This window comes from Algoriphagus vanfongensis DSM 17529, from assembly GCF_000429465.1.
In the GTDB taxonomy this organism is placed as follows: Bacteria; Bacteroidota; Bacteroidia; order Cytophagales; family Cyclobacteriaceae; genus Algoriphagus; species Algoriphagus vanfongensis.
Window position 1 is genome coordinate 268417 of the sequence record NZ_AUBX01000009.1, and the last position, 12968, is coordinate 281384.

At 40.3% G+C, this 12968-nt stretch carries 12 protein-coding genes; 11 read left to right on the top strand and 1 reads right to left on the bottom strand.

The annotated features are described in order from the left end of the window. Positions 1 to 231: 231 nt before the first annotated feature. Genes alaS through G460_RS0102355 form a run of 3 tightly spaced genes read left to right on the top strand, consistent with a single transcriptional unit; the run spans position 232 to position 5449 of the window. Positions 232 to 2856, top strand: a complete 2625-nt coding sequence (gene alaS, locus G460_RS0102345) for an alanine--tRNA ligase (RefSeq protein WP_026953863.1) — start codon at positions 232 to 234, stop codon at positions 2854 to 2856. 17 nt (positions 2857 to 2873) lie between these two features. After that, positions 2874 to 4334, top strand: a complete 1461-nt coding sequence (gene gatB, locus G460_RS0102350; protein ID WP_026953864.1) for an Asp-tRNA(Asn)/Glu-tRNA(Gln) amidotransferase subunit GatB — start codon at positions 2874 to 2876, stop codon at positions 4332 to 4334. A gap of 2 nt (positions 4335 to 4336) precedes the next feature. Further along, the gene (locus G460_RS0102355) at positions 4337 to 5449 is read left to right on the top strand and encodes a TlpA disulfide reductase family protein (protein WP_051315882.1); all 1113 of its coding nucleotides are present in this window, start codon (positions 4337 to 4339) and stop codon (positions 5447 to 5449) included. Between the two features lie 443 nt (positions 5450 to 5892). Here the strand turns inward: G460_RS0102355 and proC are convergent, their stop codons facing one another. After that, entirely contained in the window at positions 5893 to 6693 is an 801-nt protein-coding gene (gene proC, locus G460_RS0102360; RefSeq protein ID WP_026953866.1) for a pyrroline-5-carboxylate reductase, read from the bottom strand. Positions 6694 to 6877: 184 nt separating this feature from the next. Between proC and G460_RS0102365 the strand changes: the two genes are divergently transcribed. The 8 genes from G460_RS0102365 to G460_RS0102400 all read left to right on the top strand — a co-directional run bounded on the left by G460_RS0102365 (position 6878) and on the right by G460_RS0102400 (position 12847). Continuing rightward, positions 6878 to 7297, top strand: a complete 420-nt coding sequence (locus G460_RS0102365) for a hypothetical protein (RefSeq protein ID WP_026953867.1) — start codon at positions 6878 to 6880, stop codon at positions 7295 to 7297. 151 nt (positions 7298 to 7448) lie between these two features. Beyond that, positions 7449 to 7760 (top strand): hypothetical protein, encoded by a 312-nt coding sequence (locus G460_RS0102370; protein ID WP_157366849.1) that lies wholly within the window; start codon positions 7449 to 7451, stop codon positions 7758 to 7760. Next, a complete protein-coding gene (locus G460_RS0102375; RefSeq protein WP_026953869.1) occupies positions 7757 to 7957 on the top strand; it encodes a helix-turn-helix transcriptional regulator in 201 nt (66 codons plus the stop codon). Before G460_RS0102370 ends, G460_RS0102375 begins: the two co-directional genes overlap by 4 nt. A gap of 52 nt (positions 7958 to 8009) precedes the next feature. Beyond that, the gene (locus G460_RS0102380; protein ID WP_026953870.1) at positions 8010 to 8951 is read left to right on the top strand and encodes a hypothetical protein; all 942 of its coding nucleotides are present in this window, start codon (positions 8010 to 8012) and stop codon (positions 8949 to 8951) included. 86 nt (positions 8952 to 9037) lie between these two features. Then, on the top strand, positions 9038 to 10204 hold the full coding sequence (locus G460_RS0102385; RefSeq protein ID WP_026953871.1) for a glycosyltransferase family 4 protein: 1167 nt from the start codon (positions 9038 to 9040) through the stop codon (positions 10202 to 10204). 38 nt (positions 10205 to 10242) lie between these two features. Continuing rightward, positions 10243 to 11307, top strand: a complete 1065-nt coding sequence (locus tag G460_RS0102390; protein WP_026953872.1) for an NAD-dependent epimerase — start codon at positions 10243 to 10245, stop codon at positions 11305 to 11307. Beyond that, positions 11300 to 12352 (top strand): dTDP-glucose 4,6-dehydratase, encoded by a 1053-nt coding sequence (gene rfbB / locus G460_RS0102395; RefSeq protein ID WP_026953873.1) that lies wholly within the window; start codon positions 11300 to 11302, stop codon positions 12350 to 12352. The genes G460_RS0102390 and rfbB overlap by 8 nt, the downstream gene beginning before the upstream one ends. 60 nt (positions 12353 to 12412) lie before the next feature. Beyond that, a complete protein-coding gene (locus G460_RS0102400) occupies positions 12413 to 12847 on the top strand; it encodes a hypothetical protein (RefSeq protein WP_157366850.1) in 435 nt (144 codons plus the stop codon). Positions 12848 to 12968 lie beyond the last annotated feature (121 nt).

A 12968-nucleotide genomic window follows, 5' to 3' on the forward strand; every position in this document is an offset into this window, starting at 1 on the left:
GAAAGACACAAAAGGCCTATTCCTCAAAAATAGCTCAGGCAGAAAGGAGAGGAATCAGGCAAACTATTTCTTATTGGCATATTTGAATCCCTATGCGCTCTGGTAAGCTAGAAAATCCTTGAAATCATGCCTTTTTGCCGCCAAATCTGCTAATTTTGTCACCCGATAAAAAAGGCTGATTTAAATAGCCAAAATCGACCAATCGAATACATAAAGCGCAGTTTACCCTACATGGAAGCAAAGAAAATCCGGAGCACTTTTATTGAGTTTTTCCAATCCAAGCAACACCAATTCGTTCCTTCATCTCCCATAGTGGTCAAAAATGACCCGACCTTGATGTTTACCAACGCAGGGATGAACCAATTCAAAGATGCCTTTTTGGGCAATGAGGTGGCTAAGTTTTCTCGAGTAGCCAATTCTCAGAAATGTCTTCGCGTCAGTGGAAAACACAATGATCTGGAAGAAGTAGGGGTAGATACCTACCATCATACCATGTTTGAGATGCTTGGGAACTGGTCTTTTGGCGACTACTTCAAAAAAGAAGCGATCGCATGGGCCTGGGAGCTTTTGACTGAGGTTTACAAACTGGACAAAGACAGATTGTATGTATCAGTTTTTGAAGGAGACAAAGGAGATAATCTAGGTCTTGATCAAGAAGCCTATGATTTTTGGAAAGCCATCGTTCCCGAAGATCGCATTATCATGGGATCCAAAAAGGACAACTTCTGGGAAATGGGGGATACAGGACCTTGTGGACCTTGTTCTGAGATTCATATTGATTTGCGTTCAGCGGAAGAAAGAAGCTCTATAGCTGGGAAGGATTTGGTAAATATGGACCATCCTCAGGTGATTGAGATTTGGAACCTTGTATTTATGCAATTCAATCGCTTGGCGGATGGAAGCCTGAAAGAACTTCCTGCGAAGCACGTGGATACAGGAATGGGCTTTGAGCGATTGGTTCGTGCTATTCAGCATAAGTATTCCAATTACGATACAGATTTGTTCCAGCCTTTCATCCAGTATTTGGAAGGAAAGTCAGGTAAAAGCTATGGCAAATCAGAAGAAACGGACATCGCTTTTCGAGTGATTGTCGATCATATCCGTGCTATTTCCTTTACGATTGCAGATGGTCAATTGCCATCCAACAATAAAGCGGGCTATGTGATTCGCAGAATCCTCAGAAGAGCCGTACGCTATGGTTATACCTTCTTGGGGTTTACCGAACCATTCCTATATGAGTTAAGTCCTTTGATTTCAGAAAACTTCGGCGAGATTTTTCCTGAGGTTCAGCAGCAACAAGACTTTATCGCCAAAGTAATCCAGGAAGAAGAAGCCTCTTTCTTAAGAACTTTGGACAATGGTCTGAAAATGCTGGATCAAATCAAGGAGGAGTTGAAATCGAAGAATGAAACCGTCATCTCCGGCAAAACAGCCTTCGATCTATATGATACCTATGGTTTTCCTTTGGATTTGACATCCTTGATTGCCCGAGAAAACGGATTGTCTCTGGATGAAAAAAGCTTTGCTGAGGAAATGGAAAAGCAAAAATCCAGATCTAGAGCTGCTTCTGAGTCAGAAACTGGCGACTGGGTTTTGGTCCATGAAGATGAGGGAGTGGAGTTTATTGGTTACGATTTCTTGGAGTCCTATTCTCATATCATCAAGTACCGCGTGGTTAAGGATAAAAAAGGTGATAAGTTCCAGTTGGTATTGGACAAGACCCCGTTCTATGCGGAAAGCGGTGGACAGGTAGGGGATACCGGATTTTTGGTTTCTGATTCTGAGAAAATCAGTGTGATTGATACCAAAAAGGAGAACGATCTGATTGTGCATTTTGTGGAAAAGCTACCTGCTAATCCTGAAGCGAGATTCTCTGCTGAAGTGGATCAAGTGAAAAGACACTTGACCATGAATAATCACACGGCTACTCACTTGCTACAATCTGCTTTGAAAGAAGTTTTGGGAGACCATGTGCAGCAAAGAGGTTCTTTGGTGAATGATCACGTCTTGAGATTTGATTTTTCTCACTTCTCTAAAATGACTGAGGAGGAAATCTCCAAAGTAGAGGATATCGTCAATGCAAAAATCCGCGAAAATATTCCTTTGATCGAAAAGAGAAATGTGCCGATCGAAGAAGCTAAGAAAATGGGGGCAACCGCCCTTTTCGGAGAGAAATATGGCGACTATGTGCGCGTGATCACATTTGACCCAACCTATTCTGTAGAACTTTGCGGAGGTACACACGTACCTTCCACTGCTCAAATCGGATTATTTAAAATCACCTCAGAGGGATCTGTCGCATCCGGTGTGAGAAGAATAGAAGCGATCACTTCGATGGAAGCTGAGAAATATTTGAAAGAGCAAGAAAGTCTTTTGAAGGAAATTCAGGAGTTGCTGAAGAATCCTAAAGATTTGAAAAAGGCTGTAGAAACCTTGCTTCAGGAAAGAAATGACCTGAAGAAAGAAATCGAGGGACTTCATCTTGAGAAAGCCGCCGGAGTGAAAACTGAGCTTTTGAACCAGTTTGTTTCTGGCGAAGGAGTGAATACGTTGATTGCGAAAGTTACTTTGCCAAATGCTGACTCTTTGAAGAAGTTGGCTTATGAATTGAAAAATGAGGTGGATTCGGCTTTTGCTATTTTGGCGGCAGAGATTGATGGAAAGCCACAGATTGCTGTGATTTTGGATGAGGGTTTGGTTCAGTCCAAAAACTTAAACGCCGGTCAGATTGTGAGAGATTTGGCCAAAGAAATCCAAGGTGGAGGAGGTGGTCAACCTTTCTTTGCTACCGCAGGTGGAAAGAATCTTGCTGGCTTAGATAATGTGGTTGCCAAGGCAAAAGAAATGTTTTTATAATCGCTGAATTGCAAAGAATGGTAAGCGAAGAAATTAAAAGTAAATATCAATTGGTGATTGGCTTGGAGGTCCATGCCCAATTAGCGACTGAGAGTAAAATTTTTGCCTCTGATTCCACCGTGTTTGGGAATGATCCCAATACCCAGATATCAGTGATTACATTGGGGCATCCGGGCACCTTGCCCAAGGTGAATAAAAAGGCCGTGGAATACGCCATCAAAATGGGATTGGCCTGTAATTCTGAAATCACCCGAGTGAATATCTTTTCAAGAAAGAACTATTTCTATCCAGATCTGCCAAAGGGCTATCAAATCACCCAAGATAAAGGGCCGATCTGCGTAGGTGGAATCGTCCCTGTTCAATTGAGTGACGGAACGAAAAAGGAAATCCATTTGAACCGAGTTCATATGGAAGAAGATGCTGGGAAATCAATTCATTTAGCTGGCGAGACAGATACTTTGGTTGATTTCAATAGAGCTGGTACTCCTTTGATTGAGATAGTGACAGATCCAGATTTGAGAAGTGCTGAAGAGGCAATGGTTTTTTTGGCTGAAATCAAGAAGCTTGTCAAATATCTGGATATCTGCGACGGAAACATGGAGGAAGGGTCCATGCGATGCGATGCCAACGTCTCCGTCATGCTGAAGGACGCCAAGGAATATGGAAAAAAAGTAGAGGTCAAAAACATGAACTCTTTCCGAAATGTCGGACGGGCTATTGAGCATGAGCACAACCGTATCATTGAATTACTGGAAGCGGGGGAGGATGTGATTTCCGAAACCAGAACGTTTGATGCAACTACAGGCAAAACAGCCAGTATGCGTACCAAGGAAGACTTGAACGATTATCGCTATTTTCCAGAGCCAGATTTGAGTCCTGTGGTCATTTCAGACGAATGGCTGAAATCCATTCAGAAAACAATGCCGCTTCTTCCCAGAGAATTGCACGCGAAATTTGTGTCTGAGTATGGACTGCCTGACTATGATGCGAGTTTCTTGACTGAATCAAAGGAAATGGCCTTGTGGTTTAATGAGCTTTGCAGAAAAACCTCAAACTATAAAGCTGCGTCTAACTGGATGATGGGACCTGTCAAGTCCTATTTGAATGAAACAAATTGTGCCATAAGTGAATTTGCGATCACACCTAAAGAACTAGCCGGACTGATTCAATTGGTAGACGATGGGAAGGTGAGTTTTTCCATTGCTTCCCAAAAAATATACCCTGAAATGCTTCAAGGTAAGCATGAGAGTCCTTTGGAAGTAGCTCAGCGCTTGAATTTAATTCAGGAAAGTGATGCAGACTCCTTGCGTCCTATAATAGAAAGCGTTCTTGCAGAAAACCAAAAAAAGGTAGCGGAGTATAAATCAGGTAAGAAAGGCCTGATCGGGATGTTTATGGGAAAAGTCATGCAAAAATCTCAGGGAAAAGCTGATCCTAAGGTGGCCACTCAACTCTTGACAGAATTACTAAACCAATAATTATGAAAAACCCTATGACCGGACTGCTTTCTTTATGCCTCTTGGCGCTACTTTCCTGCGGAGGAGAGAGCCAAGTCAATGACGGGAAGGTTCAGGTAAGTGGAAAAGTAGAAAATGCTCCAGAAGGAGTGATTGTGCTTTCTCAGTTTACTGACAATAGACCAAAAATCCTGGATACGCTGGACGTATCTGCCAATGGGGAGTTTAAGTATGAGTTGGAAGTAGCTGAGCCTACCTTCTACCAGCTTTATTTCTTTGGAGAAAAAGCTGTCAGACTGGCCTTGTTGGATGAAGATGTGGAAGTTTCCATTGATTTTGCAAATCCAGATCAAGTCACAATTGAAGGCTCTCAAGACTCCAAAGAAATGCAAAAAATGGAGCAGTTGATGGTAAAATACCAAGAGGAGGTCAATCAGCTTAATGAAGCTTATTATGAAGCCATGAGTGCCAATAATTCTGAAGAAATCAAAGCCATCCAAACCAAAGCTATGGAGTTGGAGGTGAAGCAAGCAGAGAATGTAAAGGAAATGATCAGCAGTATGGGGGACAGCTTTGCCTCTTTGGCTGCCATTGGCTTATTGAATCCTAAAACAGACTTTCCTTTTATGGATGAGTTGGTAGCTAAGTTGAATACCAATTATCCAAATACCAAGTCTATCATGCAGTTGAAGCAGCAATTGGATGAGTTGAGGCCGCTTTCTGTAGGTCAGCCAGCTCCAGAAATAGCAATGACCAACCCAAATGGAGAATTGCTCAAATTGTCTGATTATAAAGGAAAATATGTGATGATTGATTTTTGGGCTGCTTGGTGCAAGCCTTGTCGTGAAGAAAATCCCAATGTGGTCCGGATGTATGAAATCTACAAAGACAAAGGCTTTGAAATTTTGGGAGTGTCTCTGGACCGTTCCAGAGAGGATTGGGTAGGAGCGATTGCAGCAGATGGTTTGACGTGGCCGCAAGTGTCGGATTTGAAATATTTCAATTCTGAAGCTGCCGAAACATATCAGATCAATGCGATCCCGGCTACCTATTTGATCGACCCAGATGGCAATATTCTCGCAAAAGATCTCAGAGGTCCGAGTTTGGAAAAGAAATTGGCCGAACTTTTCGATTAAAGTATAGAAGCCAAAGTAATCACCCCGTCTTGAATAAAGTCGGGGTTTTTTCGTTATAAAAAAGACCCCCAATCGAAAGCCTGGAGGTCTTGTGAGCAGAAATTCTAAATTAATTCAAGTAAAGGAAGGAAGAAAAAGTACCAAACAGTCCTTCCTTTAAAAGTCGTTTCTTTTAAAAAGGAATAGCAAAAGTTGTTTATCACCCGAGACAAAACTAATAAAAAGATTCAAAAGAAAAACAACCCTTAAATAATTCTATTCGAACAGAATTTGATTATTCCTATAATATATAGCACTATAATATATTAAAAACGCTATACGGCTTATTTTAAGGCCTTTTGCGAAATGCATTAATTTTTTATTAAAATTCATTTTGACAAAAAGTGCCGGAAATAAAAAAGCCAAGGTTTTTACCTTGGCTTATATTTTTAGTGAAGTCCGATTTATTTTTCGATTTTTTCATAACTAGCGATCACTCCTCTGACCATTGCTGAGCTGAATCCTTGATGTTCCATCTCATTCAACCCCACAATCGTGCAGCCCTTGGGAGTCGTCACCTTATCAATGGCAGCCTCTGGATGCATGTTTTTTTGAATCATGAGTTCAGCAGCTCCCTTGACGGTTTGGTTGACGATTTTGCTTGCTGTCACCGAATCAAATCCTATTTGAATTCCCCCTTGGATCATAGCTCTCATAAATCTTAGCACGTATGCGATCCCACAGGCTCCCAGCACCGTGGCTGCCTCCATGAGGTTTTCATCAATGGGAATTGTAAAACCGATGGCATTGAAAAGCTCTTGAACCAATTCTACCTGTTTTGGATCAGCATTTTTGGAACAGATGCAAGTAATGGATTCCTGGATGTCAGCGGCAATGTTTGGCATTGCTCGAAACGCGACCGATTCAGGATCTAAAACTTGGTACATTTCTTCTAGAGTAACTCCCGTAGCGAGTGATATAATGAGTTGCTTGGAGGGGACCAAGGCAGGTTTGATTTCTTTGAGAATAGGAGAGACATTGTAAGGTTTGACTCCTAAGATTACTAGGTCCGCATATTTTGCTGCCTGAAGATTGTCTGGATGTACATGAACTCCCTGTGCTTCGTAGTTCGCAAGGGATTTTGTATTACGCTTAGTGAGCGTAAGGTTTTTTGGGTCAAAATCAGGGATGGACAAAAGCCCATTGGCAATAGAAGTGCCTAGGTTGCCACATCCAATAATTGCAATTTTTGAGTTAGTAATCATCAATTTTCTAAAAGGTTTGAGAGTCAATTGAATAAAGGTAAAGAAAAGGACTCTTTTTTTGGAATTATTGAATTTAGGAAAGCAACAAATTCAAAGTGAATAAAAGTCTAAAAATTAAATATTTGGAAAAATATTTTGACATAAAGTAAAGTTTACTTTACATTTGGTAAAACTAATTTGACTTATGGAAAATGATTCAATCTTAAAAGTTCCTTTACTGGCGAGAGGATGGAGATTTGTAGCGATCGCTTTATTTCCATTGCCAGCGATTCTTGTCAGTGGATTGGCTTTTGCCAGAACGGGTATCGATCCTAATGATGCGGCGCAGGTGATGTATGGCTTTTGGGCTATCGCATTTGGGATATTAAACCTTACCAAGGAAAAGCAGGAGGATGAGATGATTCAAAAATTTCGTCTGCAGGCATTCCAAACGGGTTTTTATTGGTTGATCTGGGGCTTAGGGGCTTTGATGCTGATCAACTATGTAAGGTATGATCGATTTACATCGGAGATCTTCACCGCCTATTTGGTTCTCTTTCTGCTGAATCTTTACATCTACGCTGCATTTCAGTTGCAGTTATATAAATCCCGAAAAGAAAATTGATATGACTTCGCAGGTGACCAAATTACTATTGCCGCATCGGTTTCAAAAAATAGGGTGGTGGATGATTATCCCATTTTCTATTTTACTTATACTAAATACTTATTTTGACTTTAGCCCCAAGATTCTAAATTTCAAATTTGAAACAGGTAAGTTGTTCGATTTTCTAGGCGAAAATTTCACTGATGAAATCGCATTGATAGGAATTTTCATATCCCTATTTTTCATTGCTTTCTCCAAAGAAAAACATGAGGATGAGTATATTCAGAAGCTTAGGTTAGATTCACTTTTAATCGCCTGCTATTTCAATACCTTCATTCTGATCTTAGGAACCATATTTTTTTATGGTTTCGCATATCTGGAGTTTATGGGGTATAACATGTTTACGATTCAGGTAATATTCGTCATTCGATTCAGATGGATCCTTTGGCAACAAAATAAATTTGTAAATCTGGCTGAAGGATGAAAAATACGATTAAAGTAGAAAGAGCCAGGCATAATCTGACCCAGCAGGATTTGGCCGAGAAGGTTCAAGTATCCAGACAAACCATCAATTCCATTGAAGCCGGAAAATACGTACCCTCCACAGTATTGGCTCTGAAAATTGCCAAAGTCTTCGAAATTAGTTTGGAAGAGATATTTGAACTGGAAGAGGGGGATTAAGAAGCCGAATTTTTTATCTTCTAATTAATTAAATCTAGGTTACTTTTAGTGCATGAAAAAACTGCTTCAATCTTTACTCTTTAGTTTACTTGCCTTGCCAGTAATTGGTCAGATCAACTTGGAGGATTCTACCGTTCAAACGATTGCTTTTTGGGATTTGAATGAAAGGAATACCTATCAGTTCGTCCTCGAAAGTTTTGAAGTGATAGAAGAAGATACCGCTGCTTGGAGCAAGGTATCTTATCAGGTAGAAATGACAATATTGGACTCTACAGAAAACAGTTACGAAGTACTATGGGAATACCAAAATTTTCAACTTGAAAATGATCGTCAAGATTCACTATACGATCAATTTATTGATAAAATGATGTCTATCACCGAAGGCTCAACAGTCCAATTTAAGACTAATGAATATGGTGTTTTGCAAGAAGTAACGAATTGGGAGGAGATTCAACGCTTTTATCAACAGGGATCAGATACACTAAAGGCAATGTTTGGGAACATTCCAGAATTGGATGCAATAGTGGATCAGACTTTTGCTATGTATATGACTAAAAACTCTATTGAATCGCAAAGTATCAAGGATGTTTATCAGTTTTTGAATTTTCATGGAGCAAGATATAAGTTGGGTGAAGAGGTAACGGGTACGACCTATGCGCGGAATATTTTGGGACAAAACAGATTGAAGACCGAGGTGACCGTTTTACTTGACGAAATTTTCGCAGAGGACAATGATTATAGGATTTTATCCTTCATGGAGGCAGACTCTGATCAGCTTCTAAAAGAGACCGAGTTGGTGATAAAAGCCATGATTCCAGATGCTACGGATGAACAAATGGTGGAACTGATGCAGCAAGTGGGTAATCCCTTCAATACAGTGGAGACTGTCTCAATTATCCATGGTTGGGGTTGGCCCTTGTATTCTAAGGAAGAAAAAATTACAGGCTCTGCTCAGCAAACAAAAGTAGAAATTCGGACATTGGAGCTGCTCTAGTCATTTTTTGGTCCAGCTATTGCCATTTAAGCCGTGAGCTTTGAAGGGAATAATTTACCTTTGCATTTTTACCAGAAAATTTGCTGATGCCTAAACTGATTAGAATTACCACTGTACCGCTTTCTCTCAAACAATTGCTTGCCGGACAAATGCGGTATATGAAAAATCAGGGTTTGGAAGTGCTCATGGTCAGTGCCGATGGCAGAGAAGTCAATACCGTCATGAAATCTGAAGGAGTAGCTCATGAAGTTATTCCTTTTACCAGAAAGATTACCCCTTTTCAGGATCTGGTTTGTATCTGGAAATTGATACAGCTCTTCAAGCGGGAAAAACCTGATATTGTACATACTCACACTCCAAAGGCCGGGCTGCTAGGTATGATAGCTGCAAATCTGGCAGGTGTACCTGTCCGAATTCATACCTTGGCAGGGATACCTGCGATGGCTGCAAATGGACACAAGAAGACCTTGCTTGAAAGTGCTGAAAAATGGACCTATTCCAATGCTACCCATGTTTGGCCTAACTCTAAAGGGCTTTCGGATTTTGTGAAGAAGGAAGGGCTGTGTCAGGCAGAGAAGCTCCAGGTGATCGGTAATGGGTCTTCGAATGGTGTAGATTTTTCGATATTTAATCGCAGCGTTCTTAAAGAAAATCACTTAGTAGCCGCAACTATGCGGATCCTTCCAGGTGAGGATGATTTCATCATATTGTCCGTGGGAAGACTGGTCAAAGACAAGGGGATTGAGGAGTTGGTCTCAGCTTTCTTAAATTCAAAAATTGCGAATCAATCCAAGTTGGTTTTATTGGGAGCTTTTGAATCTGATTTGGATCCACTTTCTCCAGAGACGATTCAGACTATTCAGGATCATCCAAGGATCGTTCAGATAGATTGGTCGGACCATGTGGCGCATTATATGGCTTTGGCAGATGTATTGGTGCATCCATCCCATCGGGAGGGTTTTCCAAATGTTCTTTTGGAAGCCGGAGCAATGCAGCTTCCTGTGATCTGTTCAGATATCATTGGTAATACAGATTTGATTCAGCAGCAAAAGACCGGCTTGATTTTTCCTGTCAAAGATGTGGGAGTGCTACAAGAAGCATTGGAGTTTGCCTTTGTAAAAAGAGATGCCATGGCCAAGTTGGCAGATAATCTCTACCTCCAAGTGCGTGAGAAGTATCAGCGTCCTCAACTTCATGAGGCGATTTTTTCCAACTATCAAAGCCTTATTCATGAGGCTGGCAAAAGTGAATAGCTTATATTTGGGTCGATTTTGAACCCTTACTTTTCCTTATGAAATATCTGGTCACCGGCACTGCTGGCTTTATTGGATTCCATGTAGCTAAAAAATTGTTAGATAGAGGAGATGAAGTGGTCGGGCTGGATATCATCAACGACTACTACGACATCAATCTCAAATATGCCAGATTGGAGTCCATGGGGATTTCCAAAGATCTGATAGAGAAGGGAAAGGTAATCTCATCTCAATCTCTCGAGGGGTATTCATTTGTCCAGCTAGATCTAGCGGATAAAGATGCTTTATCGCAACTTTTCCAAGATCAAATGTTTGATGTGGTAGTTCACTTGGCTGCACAGGCAGGAGTGAGACATTCCTTGACCCATCCTGAAGTTTATATCCAGAGCAATATCATTGCTTTTTTGAATATTCTGGAATGCTGTAGGTTCAATCCGGTTAAGCACTTGGTGTATGCATCATCCAGTTCTGTATATGGAGCAAATGAGAAAATGCCTTTCTCCACTTCGGATTCAGTTGATCATCCGATTTCTCTCTACGCAGCTTCCAAAAAGTCAAATGAATTGATGGCACATACCTATAGCCATTTGTTCAATATCCCTACTACGGGGCTTCGATTCTTTACAGTTTACGGACCTTGGGGCAGACCAGATATGGCCTTGTTCCTATTTACAGAGGCGATATTGAAAGGTGAGCCTATCAAGGTTTTCAACTATGGAGAAATGAAGCGGGACTTTACTTATATCGATGATATCGTCGAAGGGATTCTTCGAGTGGCTGATAGACCGGCTCAACCAAATACTGAATTTGATCCGATGAATCCAGATCCGGGTAGCGGAAAAGCTCCTTATAAAGTGTATAATATTGGCAATTCTGCTCCAGTGCTTTTGATGGACTATATCCGTGCTGTAGAAAAAGGACTGGGGAAGGAAGCAAAAATGGATCTATTACCGCTCCAACCAGGTGATGTGCCAGCTTCTCATGCAGATGTAGATGACCTGATTCGAGATACAGGCTATAAACCGGATACAAAAATTGAAGATGGAGTCAAAGCCTTTACCGATTGGTATTTAGATTATTATAAAGTCAATCCAAATGAATAAATCAATTCTAATCACTGGTGGTGCCGGATTTATCGGTAGCCATGTGGTTCAGCTTTTTGTAGAAAACTATCCAGATTATACGATTGTCAATCTGGACGCTCTGACTTATGCTGGAAATCTTGAAAACCTAAAGTCTGTTCAGAATTCACCAAATTATGTTTTCGAAAAAGCAGATATTCAAGATTCAGACCTGTTGAAGGAAATTTTTGAACAGCATCAAATCACCGATGTGATTCATTTGGCTGCTGAATCCCATGTGGATAGGTCGATTACAGACCCATTGGCTTTTGTGAAAACAAATGTATTTGGGACGGTCAATCTCTTGAACGTAGCGAAAGAATTCTGGAAGGAAAATCTGACCGATCACCTTTTCTATCATGTCTCCACGGATGAGGTATATGGTTCATTGCACGATGGAGGATTTTTTGTGGAAACAACTCCTTACGACCCGCAATCTCCCTATTCTGCCTCCAAAGCCGCATCGGATCACTTTGTAAGAGCCTATGCCAATACATATGGGATGAGGACAGTCGTTTCCAATTGCTCCAATAATTATGGGCCAAATCATTTTCCTGAGAAGCTGATCCCGCTTTGTATCAACAATATCAAAAACAACAAACCCCTTCCGATCTATGGAAAAGGGGAGAATGTGAGAGATTGGTTGTTTGTAAAAGATCATGCAAGAGCTATTGATACGGTTTTTCACAAAGGGAAAGCAGGTGAGACTTACAATATCGGTGGCTTCAATGAATGGAAAAACATCGATATCGTCCGGCTTCTTTGTCAAAAAATGGATGAGAAATTGGGACGTGAATCTGGCACATCAGAGCAATTGATCACTTTTGTAAAAGATAGGGCAGGGCATGATTTGCGATATGCGATAGATTCTTCCAAAATCAAAGACGAATTGGGCTGGGAGCCAAGCTTACAGTTTGAGGAAGGAATTGAGCTAACTATTGATTGGTATCTGGCCAATCAGGACTGGTTGGATCATGTGACTTCTGGGGCTTATCAAGATTATTACAAAGAGCTTTATAATGGTTAGATTTTCCTGAATTTAATTAAAAAAATGGGGTCCAATTTTGTTAATAGTAGAGTTTTCACCTTGAGCAAATTATTTCTTATTTGCTCCATTTTTTTATTCAGCTGTTCTAATAAAAGCTCTAGAGATAATTTAATTGGCAGTTGGTGGATTATAGATGAAGTTAATTCTTATTCAGAATATTATGTAAATGAACAAGAATGGGTTTTTAATAATGAGTCTATTGGCCCTATATATTATGATTACCATATTAAAGGTGATTCAATCCAAATAGGATCAGCTATTTGGCGATTTAGTGTTTCGGATACTAAATTAATTTTATCAGGCAAAAATGGTAATTTTGAATTGGTAAAAATTCCTGGGCTTAGATCATTTTTTGAAATTGTGGATGACAGTATGAAGTTTGAACAATTTCAAGAAGAATTTCATTTGAGGTATCTTGAAAAAAAAGGATCAAATCAATTTGAATCAAACCAGCCTAATGCTGGTTTTTTTTGAAATAGAATATCGACCACTTCAGCCTCATTTAACAAGTGCAAGCCATATAGCTTTTGAAAGTGGTAGATCGTAGTATTATCCTGCTTTCGGATTAGATTTTTCTTTAAATTCTTATAGAAAA